Raw genomic sequence first — 18,305 nt, forward strand, 5'->3', positions numbered from 1 at the left:
TTACTCTTTCATGGCCCCCGGCCCCGGCGTTGCGCCGGGCGGGCACTTGCCAAGAATAATCATGCCCAGCACTTCATCCTTGGTCACATCGGACGTCTTTGCGGTACCGACCACTTGACCGTTCTTCATCACGCACACCCGGTCGGCCAGATCGAACACGTCGTGGATATCGTGGCTGATGAGGAAGATGCCGATACCTTCAGACTTGAGCTGCTTGATCAGGTCGCCCACCTGCGTGGTTTCCTGCGGCCCCAAAGCTGCGGTCGGCTCGTCCATGATCAGGATGCGCGCATTGAACAGGATGGCGCGTGCGATGGCGACCGACTGGCGCTGCCCGCCCGACAGAGCCTTGACCGGCTCCTTGAAGCGACGGAAGTTCGGGTTGAGCCGCCCCATCACTTCGCGCGCCTTGTGCTCCATGGCGACGTCGTCGAGCGTGCCGATGGCTGTGGTCAACTCGCGTCCGAGGAACAGATTGGCCGCCGCATCGACGTTATCGGCCACAGCAAGGGTCTGATAGATCGTTTCGATACCGTACCCTTTGGCGTCACGGGGATTGTTGATCGTGGCACTTTGGCCATCGATACGAATATCCCCGGAATCGCGCTTGTAGGCACCCGACAGGATTTTGATGAGCGTCGATTTGCCCGCACCATTGTGCCCGAGCAGGCCGACCACTTCGCCGGGATAAAGATCGATGGAGGCGCCGTCGACGGCCCGGATGCCGCCGAACGCTATGGAGATGTCCTCGAGTTCGACGAGCGGTGTTGTCACGTGTTGATTCATCGATTCAAATCCTTACTGCCCGCGATTGCGGTAAAGCGTGTCGAGCCAGACCGCGACGACAAGGACGATGCCCACGACGATCGACTGAAGCGGACTGTCGAGCCCCATCAGCACCATGCCCGACTGGAGCGACTGCATGACGAGCGCACCGATCATGGCCCCGACGATCGTACCGACACCGCCTGAAAGTGACGTACCGCCGATCACCGCAGCGGCGATGACATAGAGCTCGTCCAGCGTGCCCATGGCATTGGTCGCGGCATTGAGCCGGGCCGAGGAGATCGCTGCGGCGATGGCGCAAAGGGCACCCATGAGCATGAAAATCTTGACGGTGACCCACCGGGTGTTGATGCCTGCCAGCTCCGCCGCTTCGGGGCTGCCGCCCATGGCGAACACATAGCGCCCGAACCGGGTGCGAGTCGCAATGAAAGTCATGACGACCCCGACACCCACGGCAATCAGAACCGGAATGGCGATGCCGTGTGAGATGAACAGCCCGCCCTCGGGGACCGGAATGTTATTGGCATTGGCATAGTTCTCGGCAATGCGGATCGGCCAGGGATAGGCATTGAAGACCATCACCGCACCGATCACCGCTCCGCATCCAAGCATCGCCAACACGCCCTCGGCCCAGACCGGGCGTTGGGGGAAATTGAACCGCCGACGCTGCTGACGCGCGTAGATGAGAAAGGCCCCGATGGCCAGGCAGGCGACAATGGCCAGAATCCAGCTCACCGTATAGCCTACGGCGCCCTCCGGCCCGCCGCCCATAAGGCGGAATTTTGTATCCAGCGGCGCAACCGTGCGCCCCGATGTCACCCACCAGGCAGCACCGCGCCAGACAAGATATCCCCCCAGAGTGACGATGAAGGCCGGGACCTTGAGGTAGGCGATGATGGACCCCTGCAGGGCGCCAATTGCAACACCTGTCGCAAGGCCAACGGCAAGCGTGATGGTCCAGATCATGGGATGCCCGAATCCGAGCAGCGCCGGCAGGTATTCAGTCTGGGTAACGCCCATGACCATGGCGATGACCCCCAGCAGTGAGCCGACCGACAGATCGATGTTGCGGGTCACGATGACCAGCACCATGCCGGTCGCCATGATCGAGATTGACGCCGTCTGGACCGAAAGATTCCAGAGGTTTCGGGGAGTCATGAACAACCCGCCCGACATGAAATGAAAGCCGATCCAGATCAGCAGCAGCGCGCCGATCATACCCAGAAGACGGGTATCGATTTCTGTGGCGCTCAAGAAGCGCTGGATTGGATTGCCCAACACGAGACCGGACGATGACGAGCTCGATGATGACGACATGGCGTTCTGGTCTGCCATTCTTTCCCCCAAAGGGCTGGTTCCTTATGGAACGGGTCGCGGCGCCAGAGCAGCGCCGCGACCACGGTTCAAAGATCGATGACGCAGATCAGTCGCAAGCGGCGACCGAACCAGCGGCGACGCCCTGACATACGACGTCCTGGCTGACCCAGCCCGCATCGATGACGACATCGAGGTTGTCCTGCGTGATCGCAACGGGAGCCAGGAACAGCGAGTTCATTTCCACGCCATTCGGGCCACCGTTGAACATGACTGAACCCTCGATATCGGCAAGACCGGCGCCGCCGGCAAGCTCTACCGCGATCTCGGCGGCCTTGGCGCCCAACTCGCGGCTGTCTTTCCAGACCGAAACGGTCTGGGTGCCCAGAGCGATACGGTTGAGAGCGGCATGATCGCCGTCCTGGCCCGAGACCGGCACAGCACCATCAAGACCCTGAGCGGCAAGGGCTGCAATGGCGCCACCTGCGGTACCGTCGTTCGATGCAACGACCGCATCGACTTCGTTGTTGTTGGCGGTCAGGAACTGCTCCATGTTCGCCTGTGCGTTTTCCGGGAGCCAGCCATCGGTATAGGCTTCGCCGACATTGACGATATCGCCGGCATCGATGGCGTCCTGAAGCACTTCCAGTTGGCCCGCATGCAGGAAGTCCGCGTTGGGATCCGTGCTCGAGCCCTTGATGAACACGTAATTGCCGGTCGGCTGAACGGCAAACACCGATTCCGCCTGCAGACGGCCAACACCCTGGTTGTCAAAGGTGATGTAGAATGCATCGGCATTTTCGATAAGACGGTCATAGCCGATCACCGGAATGCCCTCGGCCACGGCGGCGGCAATCGCCGGCTGAATGGCGTCGGTATCCTGAGCCAGAACGATCAGCGCATCGGCACCCTGAGCAATCAGGCTTTCGATATCGGTGAGCTGCTTGGATGCCGAAGATTGCGCATCGGCAGAAATGTAGCTGGCACCCATTTCGTCAAGCTGCGCCTGAATGGCGGCTTCGTCCGTTTTCCAGCGCTCTTCCTGGAAGTTGGACCAGGAAACGCCAACGGTGATGTCCTGAGCCAGCGCGCCACCAGCCAGACCAAAAACGACAGTCGTGCCCAGAAGGGCAGCTGCGAAAGTTTTCATGATTTTCCTCCTGCGGACATTTCCGTCCGCCAAACCACAGTAAAAGGGTTATGCCTCCAGCGGCACGCCTCCTCGGACGACCGCAATGGATATTTTTCAATACCCGAAAAAATAATTGGCACGCGCGCATTGCTGTGTCAACGTCCATTTGCTTACCGTGGAAAAATGCGTGCAACAGAGCACGGCACCTCATAGAAGACCCACGGGGGACGAGTGGGAGGCCCGTTTGGCGCAGGGCGTTGCGGACACGGAAATGATCCGGAGGCAGAACCGGTTGCTGGTGCTTGACGCTTTGCGCCGGCACGGCCCGCTGTCGCGTTCGCAAGTGGCCGCACTGACCGGGCTGTCCAACGCCACCCTGACGGCCATAGCCGCCGACCTGGTTGGCGACGGCATCGTTACCGAGCATGCCGAGCCGCAATCGGGAACCAAGGCGCGCGGACGGCCAGCGGTTCAACTTGTACACAACCGAAACGCCGGGTTCGTTCTGCTGATCGAACTCGACGTCAATCGCTGTCGCATGTCGTTGCTTGACTATGGCGGCGTGCTGATCGACCGCGTCGAGTCCGGCGTCGGCCCTACCCTTTTCTCCGAAATCGCGCCTGCAGCCTGGTTCATCGAACGCATCGGCCAGATGATCGCCCGCAACACCGAAATCGGCGCCACCTTGCACGGCGTGTCCATTTCGGTGCAGGGCATTCTCGATGCGTCCGGCCATGGCCTGACCTGGTCGCCGATTGCGCATCTGGGTGGGCACGATATCGTAACCGCGATCCATGGCCGGCTCGGTTTGACAGCACGCCTGTTCAAGCGCGGGCGTTTGATGGCCGATGGCATGCGCTGGCTCGACCCTGGGCTCACAGGGGCAGGCATTGCCACGATCTATATCGGATCGACAATCGGAATGGGCCTGATCCTGCCCACTGACGCAAACCCCGATGCGGGCCACGCCACTGAATTCGGCCATATGATCCATATCCCCGGCGGGGCCCTTTGCCGCTGCGGCGCGCGCGGTTGCGTCGAGGCCTACGCCGCCGACTATGCCATATTGCGCGCCGCCTATTCGGTTCCCGAACACGCCGCTCCGGCCAGCGCCGTTCCCCCGGCCGATTTCCAGCACATCATTGCGCGGGCACACCAGGGTGACCGGAGCGCCCAGCGTGCTTTCACGATGGCAGGAAACGCCATTGGGCACGGGATCGGCCGCCTGATTTCGATCGTCGAAATCGACAGGCTCATTTTCCTCGGTCCCAACACCGCCGCTTATGAGCACATGGAAGCCGGGATCGTCGAGGGCGCGGCTGCGTCGCTCATGGGCCGCATGCGCGGACTGCCGCCCATCCAGCGCGTACCCGACGCCGGAGAACCGATCTATCGCGGCCTCATGATGAAAACGCTGACCGAAATCGACAAGGCATTCGCCGACCGCACCTCTTTGCCGGCGGCACGCCGGTCAGCGGAATAAGCATCAATCGGTCAGGAAAAGGTTCGAATATTGACGCGGCTGGGACCGCAGATATTGGGGTGGCGCCTTGACCTGCCCACCCAGCGCAGCCGCGACATGCCATGGCCAGTGCGGATCATAGAGCACGGCGCGGGCAATCGCGATCATGTCCGCATCGCCGGTTGAAACGATGGCCTCGGCCTGCTCGGCCTCGGTAATCAGCCCAACCGCAACGACGGGCATGGACACCGCCTGCTTGACCTGCCGCGCCAGAGGCACCTGGTAATTCGGCCCGACCGGAATTTTCTGGGCCGCGCTGACGCCGCCGCTCGAAACATGGATGGCCGAGCACCCTTTCGCTTCGAGCGCCTTCGCAAATGCAACGGTCTGCTCGCCATCCCATCCGCCCTCGACCCAATCGGTCCCCGAGACCCGAACCGTGATCGGTTTGTGAGCGGGGAAAGCAGCCCGAACCGCATCGAAAACCTCGAGCGGAAAGCGCATGCGGTTTTCCAGCGATCCTCCATATTCGTCATCGCGCTGGTTGGAGATTGGCGAGAGAAATTCATGCAGCAAATATCCATGAGCAGCATGAATCTGGACCGCGTCGAGCCCCAACCGGTCGGCACGCCGCGCCGCCTCGGCGAAGGCATCGCGGATGCGGATCAGACCATCCCTGTCGAGCGCCACCGGCGGATTGTCGGTGTCCAGAAACGGAACGGCGGAAGGCGCCTCGGTTTGCCACCCATTTGCGTGATCGGGAGGCAATTGGGCACCGCCCTTCCACGGCACTTCGCAACTCGCCTTGCGGCCCGCATGGGCCAACTGGATGGAAATGGGCATGTCCGACCACCGCCGAATCCCATCGAGCACCCGCTTCATTGCCGCCTCTGTGGCGTCGTCATAAAGCCCGACATCGCCATAGGTGATGCGCCCCTCGGGAGTTACGCCGGTCGCTTCGATGGTCAGAAGCGCGGCGCCCGACATTGCCAGTTGCCCGAGATGGATCAGATGCCAGTCGTTCATCTCCCCATTCTGCGCCGAATACTGGCACATCGGGGCAATGACGATCCGGTTGGCCAGGGTCGTATTGCCAATCGTGATCGGCTCGAACAGCTTCGGCTTTGCCATGGTCAAATGGGTCCTTGTTCTCGATAGATCTTAATGGGTAGCGCCGGGGGCGAGGATAACGCAACAAATCTCGTAACCAGAAGGCGCCATGATCCTTGCATCGGAACGGGACTGGTGCTAGCAACCGCTCCGTTGCCGGTATAGCTCAGTTGGTAGAGCATCTGATTTGTAATCAGAGGGTCGCGGGTTCAAGTCCTGCTGCCGGCACCAGGCCTTCCCCGATTTCCCTATTGCGCCGAATGAGATAGACTCGCGCCGAACAGGCAGAGGCTCGATCATCATGACCATTTCGATGGACGCTGCGGCAGAACTTTATCGTCAGGCGATGCGGGAGGGCGTTCGGCGATTTTCCCTGCTCTATCTTGCGCAGGCGGGGCTGTTGGTGCTCGCCGGGTTCCTTTCGATAATTTCCCCAATATTTTCGGCTGAAGCCGTTATCGGGGCCATCGGATGGCTTCTGGTGGCCAGCGGCCTTCTTCAGGGCATCGGGCTGATTCCGGCCCGGCATACACCCTATGTCTGGCTGCAACTGATCTCGGCGGTGCTGGCGCTGCTTATCGGCTTCCTCATCCTGCGCAATCCGGGCCAGTCCCTTTTGGCTTTCGGGTTGCTGATCGTTGTGTTCTTCATGATCGAGGGGCTCTCCAAGGTGGTCTGGGCCCTGACGATCCGCCCCATTCTCGGTTGGCTCTGGGTCCTGCTGAGCGGCGTTCTGGGGGTCGTTCTTTCGATCATCCTCATAATCAGTCTCGAAACCACTGCGCCCTGGCTGATCGCGATATTCGTCGGCTTGCAATTGATCGCCATCGGGGCGGCAATCGGGTATCTCGCCTGGTCGATCCGGCAGGTCGCCGCGCAATCCAAACCGATTGGCTGACATGGCCTGCCGTGGTAAGGCCTTGTCCAACTTGGCGAAAGCGGTTCTGCGGAGGATACCTTGGCGCTCTATACCGATGGCAAGGTTGCCTTTGTCTCCTCTGATACGCCCGAGGCCAACGCGGCCCGGAAGGATCTGATAACACGTCACGGCGACGCGGGGATCGAAAATGCCTCGATCGTGGTTGCCCTCGGCGGTGACGGGCTCATGCTCGAGACCCTGCATCGGGTCATGGACCGCAACGTGCCGGTTTATGGCATGAACTTCGGGACCATCGGTTTCCTGATGAACGACTACAACCCCGATGCCCTGGACGTGAGGCTGCGGGCAGCCCTGCCCACCCGCATCCATCCGCTCTCCATGCGGGTGACCGATGTCGACGGCAAGGTGTCCGAAGCCCTGGCGCTCAACGAAGTCTCGCTCTATCGCTCGTCCTATCAGGCCGCCAAGATCAGGATTGCCATCGATGGCGAAACGCGTCTCGAAGAGCTGATCTGCGACGGCATCATCGTGGCGACACCGGCCGGATCGACCGCCTACAACCTTTCGGCCCACGGTCCGATCCTGCCGATCACCGCACCCCTTCTGGCGCTCACCCCGATCTCCCCCTTTCGCCCTCGACGCTGGCGCGGAGCGATACTGTCGAATAGGGCCAACATCACCTTCACGACGCAAGAGAATGGCAAGCGTCCTGTGAGCGCAGTCGCCGATAACGTGCAGTTTGACAATGTCGTTGAAGTGCAGGTCCATGAAAGCCGCCGCCATTCGGCGACGCTTCTGTTTGACCCCGGCCACAGCCTCGACGAACGGGTTCTGATCGAGCAGTTTCGCTATTAGAGCGTGTCCAGCAAAAGTGGAAACGGTTTTGCGGTTCGGACACGCGATAAAACAAAGGCTTAGAGCCAAGGATTTGATTCAATCAAATCCTGAACGGCTCTAGCCCGACCAAACAGGTCCAGACCGTCAGGCGGCGGGGAGTGCCAGCCGCTCTTCACGCAGATCGGGCACCATGACCTCGTCGGGCGATTCGGCGGCGAAGGCCGGCATGACACCCCGCGCTGCACTGCGGGCCAGCGCTATGTTCTGCTCGTTGAGATAGGCGAAGGATTCTTCGAGGGACGGCGGAAGTGCACCGTTATGCTCGACAATCAGTTCCTCGATCAGCAGCGAAACCACGTAATGGCGCGCCGCGACATCGTCGGCCAGATCGGCACGCCGCGCATGGGCGACCAGACGGGCCAGCAGGCTGCGCGTTGCAGGGGTGAACCCGCAACGGGCAAACAGCGCGTGCAGCGCCGCCCGACTGCCGCCATCGAGTAGAGTGAACACCTTTGCCCGCGGAGTGGCGGAGAGATGGGAAAGCGCGTCGGCGAAAAACAGCACATGACCATGCACCATGGCATGGAGCATCAGTCGGGCGTTGATCTTTTCGCCTTCGGACATGGCCGCCACGTAGGAGCGGGCGCCCCGGCCGGCCTCACGCTCGCCGATGGTGGTGGTTGCGGTGTCGCAGGCATCGCGCAGCACCCTGTCGAGGCGGCGCGGCTGGACGGCCCCTTTTACGATCCGCAATCCCAAAAGCGCCTGGCGAACGCACTCGACGAGATGCAGGCGCGCGAAACCGGGCAGATCGCGGCGCTTGAGCAGCGCCCCGCGCACTTTTGCGTCCTCGCCCCATTTTTCCGCCAGCAGCGCAAGATCGTCCTCTGGCAGCGCTATGTCTGCGCGGCCAAGAACGCGGATGCACAGGTCAGGCTCGCCCAGACGGGTAAGTGTTAGTGCCACGCGCTGGCTCAACGTCGGTCGGGCCGTCATCACGGCGAGCATGTCCGGATCGCCCGAGCGGATGATGCCCACCAAATCCGCGTCGAGCAGCACCGGGGAAAACTGAACCACGGCACGGGAAATGACCGGAGCGTCCTGCGCCAGCGCCAGCATGATCGGGCGCGGCGCATTTTCCGAATGCAGCAACCCGTAGGCGAGCGCGGCACGCACCTTGACGGACGGATCGTCGAGAAAATTCATCAGCGCCGCATAAAGCGCGGCCTGTTCGTCGGCCGGCCCACGATGGGCGAGATAGGCCATGGCGGCAAGATGAGCCGCCTGCCCCCGCTGCTCGCTGTCCCGCGATTGGCAAAGTTGCACGTAACGCTGATAGGCGACCATACGCATCCCCAAACATTCTTGAGGCTCAAGCTAACCTGCAAGGTTTAAGTTTTGGTTCACCATAAACGCTCGATTCACCGGGAGGATTATTCTTCCGAATAGAACCCGCTGAACAGCGCACGCCCCGGCAGCGCCTCCGGGGTCTGGACCGGCGCCGATGCCGACGATTGCGCTTCGGTGGCAAACAGCGAGGTAAAGGAGACCCCGGGCGGGATCAGCGGGCGGGATTCGAGCTCCACACGCGAGGGCAAGGGTTGCTGGCTGGCCATTTGCTGGGCGGCAAAGGCGGCGTTTTCCGTGCCCGAGTGCCGGGCCACCAGCGCCTCATAGACTTCCCGCACGCTGCGGGGGCGGCCATTCTCGTAAAAGATCGACGGATTGGCGGCAGCAGGGCGCGGAAAGGCCGCCGCAGCGTCAGCATTGGGGTTCTGCAATCCGAGTTCGAAAAACCGTTCGGCCCCCCTCGGGCCGAGAAAATGGGCGATATAGAGTTCGCCAGGGCTGGGCATGCGCCCGAACTTGCCCATCAGATAATCGCCATTGCGGCGCGTGAAGGCCGCTGCCATGTCGGACGCCACCTGCGGATCGTTGCGCAATTCGAGAATCTGCTGACGCACCGCTGGGTTGGCGACGAAGAATTCGCCCTCACGCTCCTGAATGTGATCGGCAAAATCCTGGTAGCCCAGCCCTGGGCCTTCCGACTTCATCACTTCGAGCCAAGTGCTCTCGATGAACTGGAAAAGCCCGGTCGCCGAAGACGTCTGGGCTTTCGCACTCGGATTGAGGCTGCTTTCCCTTATTGCCGTCTGCAACAGATAGTCGAAATCCACGCCATTGCGCGCCCCCGCCCGGTCGAGGGCATAGGCTATGGGCTGCGGTACGTTGGAAATCGGCGAGGCCATGAAGTCCGACTCAAGAGTTCCTGAAAGTTAATGAAACCCTACCGTGGTTAACCCCCGGTTAACCACGCCAATATGTGGTGAGCGCCGTCGGATCGGGCCGGTCGCGCTCTTCGAGCCGGGTCTGCGGCGTGCCGATGTGAACGAACGCCACGAAGCGCTCCCCCTCCCCGGCGCCAAGCATGGCTGCGGCCTGCGCGTCATAGGCAAACCAGCGGGTGACCCAATGGGCACCGAAACCGAGCGCATTGGCGGCATGGCAAAGGTTGAACGCGACATTTCCGGCGGCGAGAAGTTGCTCGAATTCGGGGATTTTCACATGCGGCGCAGCGGTCGAAACGACGCCGATTGTCACGGGCGCCGGCAGGAACTGGTTGCGCTCGGCTTCAAGCTGGTCCTCGTTCCGCTCGGGCCATTTTGCTTTTGCGAGTTCGTAGAGTCGATCGCCGACCTGCTGGCGCGCCTCTCCCGCAAACACCACGAACCGCCACGGCGCCAGCTTGCCGTGATCGGGAACGCGGCAGGCAATGGTCAGCATTTCGGCCAACTGTTCGGGTGATGGCCCCGGTTCGGCCAGAAATGGCGCGGTGACGGTGCGGCGGGACAACAGGTAGTTGCGCAAGGCGGTATTCACAGTCATGACAGATAATCGGCTCTCAACTTGCTCATCGCGCTCCCTTATGACACAGCTTTTCCCCAATCCAAGCCTAACAGAGTGATCGCTGGCGAGGAGTATTCGGTAAAGAGTGGTTTGATGCGCCTTCGATCCCTGCTTTTGCTTTTTGTCCTGGCGTGCGGCGCCCTGCCCGCCTTCGGCCAGGAAATCGATGAATCGCTCGTCGCTCCAGTTCCCCCGCCCCGTCCGGCCGAATTCGGCGGCACCGACCAGCCCGCCGATTCGGACGGTGAAGCTGGCCCCGATACGCCGGCCGACGGCGGGGAACTCGGAGCAGGACCGGACCGGCCGGATTTTTCCGGCATTACCGACCCGCAGCCGGTCACCCTTTCGGCGCGGCTGACCGACGATGGCCCCTTCATTCCCGACGGACTGGTCTGGCGCGTTTTCGATACCCGCACCGACGAAACCGGCGAATTGGCGCTGGTCGCCAAATCGGAGGACGCGACGGCCACACTGAGCCTGCCGCCGGGCGAGTACATCATGCATGTCGCCTATGGCCGGGCCCAGGCCAGCGATACGATGTTTGTCGAACCCGGCCCCAACACCCATACCATCGTTTTCGAAGTGGGAGGATTGCGGCTGTCGGCGATGATCTCGGGGGACGTGCCGATCCCCAGCGACCTGTTGCGCTTCGACATTTATTCCAACGGGCCAAACGGCCGCGTTACCGTGGCCGAAAACGTTGCCCCTGACGAACTGATCCATCTCAACGCCGGTATCTATTCGATCACGTCGCGCTTCGGCGCGGTCAATGCCGTGGTGCGCTCGGAACTGCGCGTGGAACCGGGCCAGATCACCGAGGCAACGCTCTACCAGAAGGCCGCACAGGTCGCGCTGCGGCTGGTGTCGGAGGAAGGCGGCGAGGCTATTGCCGACGTCGAATGGACAATCAAGACGCCCGACGGCGAGACCATCTTTTCCGACATAGGCGCGTTCCCTGCCACAGTGCTGGCCGAGGGCGACTATCTGGCCCTGGCCAAGCTCGGTGACGACGTCTTCAACCGCGAATTCGAGGTTACGGCCGGCAGCCCGCGCGAGGTTGAGATACTGACGACGGTGTATTGAGACTTAAAAATGGCCCCCTCACCCCATCCCTCTCCCCCAGGGGGGCGAGGGAGTTCGGCTGCGGCTTCCCCAAGGCCGCTGCTTATCTCAGGTACTTCGGCAAGCTTAACCCTCGCCCCTTGGGGGAGAGGGTGGCCGGCAGGCCGGTGAGGGGACTTGAGCAGTGGTGTTTTACAGGAAGGCCCCCTCACCCGCCGCTTCGCGCCGACCTCTCCCCCTAAGGGAGAGGTGAGATTTGCCGCCAGCGCCGGGTACACCTCTCCCTTGGGGGAGAGGTCGGACCGCAGGTCCGGGTGAGGGGGCCTTACTTTCGGCCATGCGAAACTCCGACGGTCAAAGACCTCGGACTATGACTTTTTTCTTGTCGCGCTTCCGAACCGAAAAACCGGTTCCCACTTTTTCTGGAAGCGCTCCAGATAGACGGCATGGGGCGATGAACGCTCCGCATGATTTAGTTTTTATATGAAGCGATCATCGCCCCGCCGTCGCGCATAGCGCTTTGGGCGTTCGGCACTTGAAAGGCTCCACCGGAGCCTTTCATTCAGCTTTGCTGAACCGTTTCTCACTCCGGGGTTTTTGGCTTAGTCTCCCTTCAGAAGGCTAGGGTTTGGCCCTCCGACCATAGGTCTCCGGGCGTTTGTGCGCTGCTCAAGGTCCACCGGACCTTGAGCTTTGGCCAGAGGCCAAACCGCTGCAAACTCCCTTCTCCCTTTCGGAAGTACGACGGCGTTAGCAAAATCGCGCCAGCCTTAAATGAGATCAGGCGGCCGGTTCACGCCGTCCGGCGCTTGTGACGTTTGGCCTTCCCTGCGGCGACCCGCAAGGAACCCGGATCGGCCAACGGACATTCCGGAGCGCCTGGAGAGCTTTTTCGGTCGTGTTCCCGAACCGAAAAAGTGGCAACCACTTTTTCTGGAAACACTCCGATGCGGTCCTAAGGCTCGGACCCATGCTTCCCCTTTCTCCATCCTGCCCTCACCGGAAGCTCGTATGCATCCTCGTCTCTGGTGCGGCCGTGAGGCGAGAATGGCATGGGGTTGAGGGAGCGGGGATAAAGTTTTTTGCGGCTGGGTGGGTAAGGGCTTGCTCTCCGGCACCTCCCCCTCCCCCGCGTCATCCTCGGGCTTGACCCGGGGATCCGCAACGCTGCTGTTGTGCAGCGCAGAAGTGGCGACCCCTCGCGTCTCACGGCTCCTCAACCCCTTCACCGGCTGCCCGATGCAGCGGATCCCCGGGTCAAGCCCGAGGATGACGATGGGGGTGTGGTTGGTGCTGGTGATGGAGCCGGAAAGGTGGCCCAAGTCCCATTGCTATCTTGGACATGATCCGGGGCCCCAGCAGCCTTGCCCATGCTCTGGAGCGAGCGGCAACGCGCATAGCGCTCCGGGCGTTCGCCGGGGCAGCGACGTGAGCGGGGATCATCTCTGCGCTGCACGAAGGCGGCGGCATATACAAAAAGGGCCGCGCTATGCGCGGCCCCCAAATCATGCGCTTTTGCGCTTGAGATCGGGCGGGGTCACCTGCCCGACCAGATCGGCGATCGCTTCGGCAACCGGGGTTACCGTCTGTCCCTGGCTACCAAGCTGACGGATCGAAACGGTTTTTTCCTCCGCTTCGCGACGCCCGGCCACGAAGATGAACGGAACACGGCCAACAGAGTGCTCGCGCACCTTGTAGTTGATCGATTCATTGCGCGTGTCGATCTCGGCCCGGATGCCCTTCGCGCGCAGATCGGCAACGACCTGGGCCGCATAATCATCGGCATCGGAAACGATGGTCGCCACCACCACCTGCACGGGCGCCAACCACAGCGGCATGCGCCCGGCATAGCTTTCGATCATCATGCCCAGGAACCGCTCCAGCGATCCCAGGATCGCCCGATGCAGCATGACGGGGCGCTGGCGCGACCCATCCTCGGCCACATAGGACGCATCGAGACGCTCGGGCATCACGAAATCGAGCTGCAAGGTGCCGCACTGCCAGGACCGCCCGATAGCGTCCTTGAGATGGAATTCGAGCTTGGGACCATAAAATGCCCCCTCGCCTTCCGCGATCTCGAAACCACGGCCCGTAGCCTTGAGCGCATCGCCCAGGCTCTTTTCGGCGAGATCCCATACGCTGTCTTCCCCGGCGCGGGTTTCAGGCCGCGTAGCAAGCAGGATCTTGACCTCGGTAAAGCCCATATCCTCGTAAACCGAATCCAGCAGGGCGCAGAATTTCTCGGTCTCGGCCTGGATCTGGTCGACACGACAAAAGATGTGCGCATCGTCCTGGGTCATCTGGCGCACGCGCATCAGCCCATGCAAGGCGCCATGCGCCTCGTTACGATGACAACAGCCAAATTCGGCAAGCCGCAAAGGCAGATCGCGGTAAGACTTGATGCCTTGGTTGAAGACCTGGACGTGGGCCGGGCAGTTCATGGGCTTCAAAGCCAACAGGTTGGCATCAGCCGAAATTTCCGGCTGATCCCCTTCTGTCGAGGGCGTCTCGTCGGGCACCACGAACATGTTCTCGCGGAACTTGCCCCAGTGGCCCGATTTCTCCCAAAGCTTGTTGTCCAGAAGCTGGGGCGTCTTGATTTCCTTGTAGCCCGAGGCGTTCAGACGGCGGCGGATATATTCCTCCATCTGATTGTACATGACGAACCCTTTGGGGTGCCAGAACACCGAGCCCTGCGCTTCGTGCTGGAAATGGTAGAGGTCCATTTCCTGACCGATCTTGCGGTGATCGCGCTTTTCGGCTTCCTCGATCATGTGCAGATGCGCGTCGAGCTGGTCCTTTGAGGCCCATGCAGTGCCGTAAATGCGGCTCAGGACTTCACGGTTGGAATCCCCACGCCAATAGGCGCCGGCCACCTTGGTCAGCTTGAACGCCTTGCCCACATCTTTCGTTGTGCGCATATGCGGGCCACGGCACAGATCGAACCACTGACCCTGCTTGTAGATCTTGACCTGCTGGTCGGCGGGAATGGCGTCGATCAGCTCGACCTTGAACTGTTCGCCCTTGGCCCCGAACACCTTCTTGGCCTCGTCGCGGTCCCAGACTTCGCGGGTAAACTCGACACCGCGATCGACGATCTCTTCCATCTTTTTTTCGATAGCGCGCAGATCGTCTTCCGAAAACGGTTCGGCGCGGTAGAAATCGTAATAGAACCCGTTCTCGATGACCGGGCCGATGGTGACCTGCGTATCGGGCCAGAGTTCCTGCACCGCTTCGGCAAGCACGTGCGCCGCATCGTGGCGGATCAATTCGAGCGCGGCTTCATCGTCGCGTAGAACGAATTCGATCCGGCCATCGGCGTCGAGTTCACTCGAAAGGTCCGCCAATTCCCCATCCCAGCGCATGGCGACGGTCTTTTTGGCCAGCGACTTGGAGATTCCTTCGACGATGGTGGTGCCGGTGGTGCCCTTGGCGTAATCACGCACTGCACCATCGGGGAACGTCACCTTAATCATCGTCAGTCTCCAAAACTGCTCGCAATCGAGCGGATGTTCATAAGAAATGCGCGCTGGAGCGCGCGCGGTTGATTAGCATGAATTGGCGGTCAATCCAGCCCTTTATGGCTGGGTCGATCCGGCGGCGGACTACGGAAACCGCTCATGCTGGGGAAGGTCGTCGGTAATCTCGTACCAGGGCGCCTTCGAGCCGACGAAAATGTGCATGGTCGGCTTGATCGAGGGGGCATCAGTCAGCGTACCGAGCGAAACGTTGGCCCGGGTGCCCTTCTGGACGATCGAGTAGAGCAGAGAGCCACACAGCTTGCAGTGGATGTCATAGGACTCCCCGGGCGCACCCCCGCCATAGCGCAGCACATTGTCATGGCCTGATATGATCGAGAGCTTTTCGGCCTCGATACCGGCAATCGGCTTGAAGGCAGCGCCCGTGGCCTTGCGGCAATCGGTGCAATGACAGTTGAGCGCATAGCGGAACGCGTCTTCGACTTCGTAGGCGACGCTCCCGCACAAACAGGAACCTTTAAGCGTGCGATTGGTGCTCATCGTTCTTTCCTCCCCTCCAGCGCCCATAGCGCCACGGCAGATACCAGCGCGCCCGATCGGGCAATGCTTCGGGCACCGGATCGTAACCATGCGTCCCGCCCGGACGACACCGCCATATGCGCCCCGCACCCATCCAGCCACCGGGCCAGAACCCGTGCCGCATGATCGCGTCGCGGGTAAATTCCGAACAGGTTGGGGCGTGACGGCAGGTGCGGCCCGTGACCGACGAAAGCGTATAGCGGTAGGCCTGAATAAGCAGATAGGCAGCCCATTTGAACGGCAAGTCGATGACCGCCCAGACCCGATCCATCACGCGCCCGCCCGCTCGAGTGCGTCCACAATCGCATCGAACACCAGAAGCGTCGAGGCATGACGGGCGGGAAATTCGCGAACCGGCTCGAGATATTTCAGATCGTCCCACCGGCCATTCGGCGGGACGCCATCGGCTCTGAGCATGGCCGTCATCTGGTCGCGAACGGTGCGAAGCTCATCTGGTGTCGAGCCAATAATATGTTCGGCGACGATCGCGGCGCTGGTCTGGCCCAGCGCGCAAGCGTTGACCGTCGCGCCATAGGCTTCCACCCGGCCGCCGCCGAGCTTGAGATCGACTTCGACCACCGAACCGCACACGCGGGAGACTTTTCGCGCCGTCGCGTCGGGGTTTTCGAGTCGCGGCATCTGGCGCGCTGCGCCGGCGATTTCGAGGATCCGATTGCTGTAAAGGTCGGAAAATTCCATTTTTCGGGCCGATTATGGGTCGCCACACCCCTTTGTTCACTCAAATTTGCCAATCTGTTTTCTTGTCGACCGGCATGCCCCGCCTATATAAGGAGCGTCGTCGCGGGCTGCAAACGCAATTGGTCCAGACTCATTTTGTCGACGTATGAGGGGCATATATGCGCCCGTCGATTTTCAAGGGGACACCCTTCATGGACATGAACGTCAAGCCAAAGCCTGCGCAGACCGCGCTCGACCGCGTGATCGAACGCCCCACGCGCGAAGAGGCCGAGGCGGCGGTCCGCACGCTGATTGCCTGGGCCGGAGACAACCCCGACCGCGAAGGACTGCTCGACACCCCGCGCCGCGTCGCCGATGCCTATCGTGAATTTTTCGCGGGCTATGAGGAAGACGCCCGGGCGGTTCTGGAAACCACCTTCACCGAAGTCGGAGGCTACGACGACATCGTGCTGGTTCGCGACATCCCGTTCCATTCTCACTGCGAGCACCACATGGTGCCCTTCGTGGGTAAGGCCCATATCGCCTATCTGCCCCACGACGGTGTGGTGGGTCTGTCCAAGCTGGCGCGAGTGACCGACGTTTTCGCCAAACGGCTCCAGACCCAGGAAAACCTCACAGCCCAGATCATCGAGGCGATCAACGAGGCGATCAATCCGCGTGGCGCCGCCGTGATGCTCGAGGCCGAGCACATGTGCATGTCGATGCGCGGCATCAAAAAGCACGGCTCGTCCACGGTGACCCATCGCTTCACCGGGGTTTTTGCCGAGGACCGGCAGGAACAGGACCGCTTCTTCGCCCTCATCCGCGCCGGGCGATAGACGCTTTTATCGGGCGCGGTCATCGGGTAAAGACCGCGCCATGACACAGTTTACCGACCCCAGGACCCTTTCCAAAGCCGACCTCGAATCGGGCAGCATTTTTGCGCCGAAATTCGACGCGAACGGGCTTGTGACCGCCTTGACTGTCGAGGCAGGCAGCAACGAAGTGCTCATGGTCGCGCACATGAACGCCGAGGCGATCGCCGAGACGCTGCGCTCGGGGCACGCCACCTACTGGTCGCGTTCACGCGGAAAACTCTGGAAGAAGGGCGAGACCTCGGGCGAACTCCAGGAACTCGTTGAACTGCGCACCGATTGCGACCAGGACGCGCTGGTGGTTGTGGTCAGGCAAACCGGGCACGGGGCAGCCTGCCACACCGGCCGCAAGAGCTGCTTTTACCGTCGGGTCGAAATGATCGACGGAGACATCAGGCTGAGCGACACGGGTGATGCGCCCCTGTTCGACCCTGAAGAGGTTTACGGGCGCTGATTGCGCCGCGCCAACCCATCAAGCACTGAAGGCAGCAGCAGCCCGGCGATGAAACCCCCGATATGGGCCTCCCAGGCTATGGCGACATTGGCACCCAGAATAAAGGGCGCAAAGCCGATGAGCAGATTGAGGCCCAGCCAGAAGATGATGAAGGTGCGGCTGCGCGGATTGACGAACACGCCGGCAAGCGTCGCCGTCCGGCGGCCAAGCGCAACCGGATCGCCGGTTTCGGGATCCTTGCTGACAATTATGGGCTCGAAGATGAACCGCATCGCGGCCCCGGTGAGCGCCGATACCCCGCCCGAAGCACCGAGCAGAATCGCGAACTGATTGATGGAAACGGTCAGCGCGAGCGTCTGAACCAGGGCACCGGCCAAGGCCCCGAGCAGGAAGACAGCGAGCACCCCCGCCGTGCCATAGCGCCGGCCCACCGGCGTTCCGAAAACCATCAGCCATGCCGTGTTGATGAGCAGATGCATGTAATCGACATGCAGGAAGGCATGGGTAAATCCGGTCCACAGCAAAGGCAGCGCCCCGCCCGGCCATTGCGCTGCGTTGGCAAAACGATCGGGAATAAAGGCGAACCAGATTCGCAGATTGCCCAGACCGTATTCATCGAGCGCCAGATCGGCGGCGATGTGAATCGCCCACATCAGCCCGATCAGCACCATGATGACACCCGGCACGTTGAAAATCGGCTCGCGCTGTGGCTGTTGCGGGGTGTCGGCCATCGGGTTTTCCCTTGTCTTG

At 61.5% G+C, this 18,305-nt stretch carries 18 protein-coding genes and 1 tRNA gene; 7 read left to right on the forward strand and 12 right to left on the reverse strand.

Annotated elements, in window-relative coordinates:
• The 3 genes from KKY_RS08450 to xylF all read right to left on the reverse strand — a co-directional run bounded on the left by KKY_RS08450 (position 1) and on the right by xylF (position 3,250).
• On the reverse strand, positions 1-786 hold the full coding sequence (locus KKY_RS08450) for an ATP-binding cassette domain-containing protein (protein ID WP_014130906.1): 786 nt from the start codon (positions 784-786) through the stop codon (positions 1-3).
• Between the two features lie 12 nt (positions 787-798).
• Positions 799-2,121, reverse strand: a complete 1,323-nt coding sequence (locus KKY_RS08455; protein WP_014130907.1) for a sugar ABC transporter permease — start codon at positions 2,119-2,121, stop codon at positions 799-801.
• Positions 2,122-2,209: 88 nt separating this feature from the next.
• Positions 2,210-3,250 (reverse strand): D-xylose ABC transporter substrate-binding protein, encoded by a 1,041-nt coding sequence (gene xylF, locus KKY_RS08460; RefSeq protein ID WP_014130908.1) that lies wholly within the window; start codon positions 3,248-3,250, stop codon positions 2,210-2,212.
• Between the two features lie 253 nt (positions 3,251-3,503).
• On the opposite strand from xylF, the gene KKY_RS08465 reads away from it, so the two are divergent.
• Positions 3,504-4,715, forward strand: coding sequence for an ROK family transcriptional regulator (locus tag KKY_RS08465; RefSeq protein ID WP_041528659.1), 1,212 nt, complete (start codon positions 3,504-3,506; stop codon positions 4,713-4,715).
• A 3-nt stretch (positions 4,716-4,718) separates the two neighbouring features.
• On the opposite strand, the gene KKY_RS08470 is transcribed toward KKY_RS08465, so the two are convergent.
• Positions 4,719-5,825 carry an NADH:flavin oxidoreductase/NADH oxidase gene (locus KKY_RS08470; RefSeq protein ID WP_014130910.1) on the reverse strand — a complete coding sequence of 369 codons (1,107 nt, stop codon included), beginning with the start codon at positions 5,823-5,825 and terminating at the stop codon, positions 4,719-4,721.
• 134 nt (positions 5,826-5,959) lie between these two features.
• On the opposite strand from KKY_RS08470, the gene KKY_RS08475 reads away from it, so the two are divergent.
• From KKY_RS08475 to KKY_RS08485, 3 genes are all read left to right on the forward strand, one after another.
• Positions 5,960-6,035, forward strand: a tRNA-Thr gene (locus KKY_RS08475).
• Between the two features lie 70 nt (positions 6,036-6,105).
• Positions 6,106-6,702, forward strand: coding sequence for an HdeD family acid-resistance protein (locus tag KKY_RS08480; protein WP_014130911.1), 597 nt, complete (start codon positions 6,106-6,108; stop codon positions 6,700-6,702).
• A 60-nt stretch (positions 6,703-6,762) separates the two neighbouring features.
• Positions 6,763-7,539 (forward strand): NAD kinase, encoded by a 777-nt coding sequence (locus KKY_RS08485; protein WP_014130912.1) that lies wholly within the window; start codon positions 6,763-6,765, stop codon positions 7,537-7,539.
• Positions 7,540-7,665: 126 nt separating this feature from the next.
• Here KKY_RS08485 and KKY_RS08490 read toward each other — a convergent pair whose 3' ends face one another.
• From KKY_RS08490 to KKY_RS08500, 3 genes are all read right to left on the reverse strand, one after another.
• On the reverse strand, positions 7,666-8,868 hold the full coding sequence (locus tag KKY_RS08490) for a DUF2336 domain-containing protein (RefSeq protein ID WP_014130913.1): 1,203 nt from the start codon (positions 8,866-8,868) through the stop codon (positions 7,666-7,668).
• Positions 8,869-8,954: 86 nt separating this feature from the next.
• Positions 8,955-9,770: a transglycosylase SLT domain-containing protein gene (locus KKY_RS08495; RefSeq protein ID WP_014130914.1), complete on the reverse strand. Its 816-nt coding sequence runs from the start codon at positions 9,768-9,770 to the stop codon at positions 8,955-8,957.
• A gap of 58 nt (positions 9,771-9,828) precedes the next feature.
• Positions 9,829-10,407 (reverse strand): nitroreductase family protein, encoded by a 579-nt coding sequence (locus KKY_RS08500; protein ID WP_014130915.1) that lies wholly within the window; start codon positions 10,405-10,407, stop codon positions 9,829-9,831.
• 114 nt (positions 10,408-10,521) lie between these two features.
• Here KKY_RS08500 and KKY_RS08505 point away from each other — a divergent pair, with 114 nt between their 5' ends.
• Complete coding sequence (locus KKY_RS08505; RefSeq protein ID WP_014130916.1) at positions 10,522-11,511, forward strand: hypothetical protein; 990 nt, start codon at positions 10,522-10,524, stop codon at positions 11,509-11,511.
• Between the two features lie 1,484 nt (positions 11,512-12,995).
• Here KKY_RS08505 and thrS read toward each other — a convergent pair.
• From thrS to KKY_RS08525, 4 genes are all read right to left on the reverse strand, one after another.
• Positions 12,996-14,966: a threonine--tRNA ligase gene (thrS, locus tag KKY_RS08510; protein WP_014130917.1), complete on the reverse strand. Its 1,971-nt coding sequence runs from the start codon at positions 14,964-14,966 to the stop codon at positions 12,996-12,998.
• A gap of 129 nt (positions 14,967-15,095) precedes the next feature.
• Positions 15,096-15,509, reverse strand: coding sequence for a GFA family protein (locus KKY_RS08515; RefSeq protein ID WP_041528660.1), 414 nt, complete (start codon positions 15,507-15,509; stop codon positions 15,096-15,098).
• Positions 15,487-15,819: a membrane protein insertion efficiency factor YidD gene (gene yidD / locus KKY_RS08520; protein WP_014130919.1), complete on the reverse strand. Its 333-nt coding sequence runs from the start codon at positions 15,817-15,819 to the stop codon at positions 15,487-15,489. The genes KKY_RS08515 and yidD overlap by 23 nt, the downstream gene beginning before the upstream one ends.
• Positions 15,819-16,247 carry an iron-sulfur cluster assembly scaffold protein gene (locus KKY_RS08525; protein WP_014130920.1) on the reverse strand — a complete coding sequence of 143 codons (429 nt, stop codon included), beginning with the start codon at positions 16,245-16,247 and terminating at the stop codon, positions 15,819-15,821. Before KKY_RS08525 ends, yidD begins: the two co-directional genes overlap by 1 nt.
• Positions 16,248-16,438: 191 nt before the next feature.
• Between KKY_RS08525 and folE the strand changes: the two genes are divergently transcribed.
• The gene (folE, locus tag KKY_RS08530) at positions 16,439-17,065 is read left to right on the forward strand and encodes a GTP cyclohydrolase I FolE (protein WP_041529259.1); all 627 of its coding nucleotides are present in this window, start codon (positions 16,439-16,441) and stop codon (positions 17,063-17,065) included.
• 40 nt (positions 17,066-17,105) lie between these two features.
• Positions 17,106-17,555, forward strand: coding sequence for a phosphoribosyl-AMP cyclohydrolase (gene hisI / locus KKY_RS08535; protein WP_014130922.1), 450 nt, complete (start codon positions 17,106-17,108; stop codon positions 17,553-17,555).
• Here hisI and KKY_RS08540 read toward each other — a convergent pair.
• On the reverse strand, positions 17,543-18,286 hold the full coding sequence (locus KKY_RS08540; RefSeq protein WP_014130923.1) for a rhomboid family intramembrane serine protease: 744 nt from the start codon (positions 18,284-18,286) through the stop codon (positions 17,543-17,545). The two genes, hisI and KKY_RS08540, sit on opposite strands and share 13 nt — an antisense overlap.
• Positions 18,287-18,305 lie beyond the last annotated feature (19 nt).

Origin of the sequence: Pelagibacterium halotolerans B2, assembly GCF_000230555.1 — a bacterium.
Taxonomy (GTDB): domain Bacteria; phylum Pseudomonadota; class Alphaproteobacteria; order Rhizobiales; family Devosiaceae; genus Pelagibacterium; species Pelagibacterium halotolerans.

Bases quoted from the DNA above. Each gene is read 5' to 3' on its own strand.
- KKY_RS08450 (WP_014130906.1), bottom strand. From the start codon at position 786: ATGAATCAACACGTGACAACACCGCTCGTCGAACTCGAGGACATCTCC.
- KKY_RS08455 (WP_014130907.1), bottom strand. From the start codon at position 2,121: ATGGCAGACCAGAACGCCATGTCGTCATCATCGAGCTCGTCATCGTCC.
- xylF (WP_014130908.1), bottom strand. From the start codon at position 3,250: ATGAAAACTTTCGCAGCTGCCCTTCTGGGCACGACTGTCGTTTTTGGT.
- KKY_RS08465 (WP_041528659.1), top strand. From the start codon at position 3,504: ATGATCCGGAGGCAGAACCGGTTGCTGGTGCTTGACGCTTTGCGCCGG.
- KKY_RS08470 (WP_014130910.1), bottom strand. From the start codon at position 5,825: ATGGCAAAGCCGAAGCTGTTCGAGCCGATCACGATTGGCAATACGACC.
- KKY_RS08480 (WP_014130911.1), top strand. From the start codon at position 6,106: ATGACCATTTCGATGGACGCTGCGGCAGAACTTTATCGTCAGGCGATG.
- KKY_RS08490 (WP_014130913.1), bottom strand. From the start codon at position 8,868: ATGGTCGCCTATCAGCGTTACGTGCAACTTTGCCAATCGCGGGACAGC.
- KKY_RS08495 (WP_014130914.1), bottom strand. From the start codon at position 9,770: ATGGCCTCGCCGATTTCCAACGTACCGCAGCCCATAGCCTATGCCCTC.
- KKY_RS08500 (WP_014130915.1), bottom strand. From the start codon at position 10,407: ATGACTGTGAATACCGCCTTGCGCAACTACCTGTTGTCCCGCCGCACC.
- KKY_RS08505 (WP_014130916.1), top strand. From the start codon at position 10,522: ATGCGCCTTCGATCCCTGCTTTTGCTTTTTGTCCTGGCGTGCGGCGCC.
- thrS (WP_014130917.1), bottom strand. From the start codon at position 14,966: ATGATTAAGGTGACGTTCCCCGATGGTGCAGTGCGTGATTACGCCAAG.
- KKY_RS08515 (WP_041528660.1), bottom strand. From the start codon at position 15,509: ATGAGCACCAATCGCACGCTTAAAGGTTCCTGTTTGTGCGGGAGCGTC.
- yidD (WP_014130919.1), bottom strand. From the start codon at position 15,819: ATGGATCGGGTCTGGGCGGTCATCGACTTGCCGTTCAAATGGGCTGCC.
- KKY_RS08525 (WP_014130920.1), bottom strand. From the start codon at position 16,247: ATGGAATTTTCCGACCTTTACAGCAATCGGATCCTCGAAATCGCCGGC.
- folE (WP_041529259.1), top strand. From the start codon at position 16,439: ATGGACATGAACGTCAAGCCAAAGCCTGCGCAGACCGCGCTCGACCGC.
- hisI (WP_014130922.1), top strand. From the start codon at position 17,106: ATGACACAGTTTACCGACCCCAGGACCCTTTCCAAAGCCGACCTCGAA.
- KKY_RS08540 (WP_014130923.1), bottom strand. From the start codon at position 18,286: ATGGCCGACACCCCGCAACAGCCACAGCGCGAGCCGATTTTCAACGTG.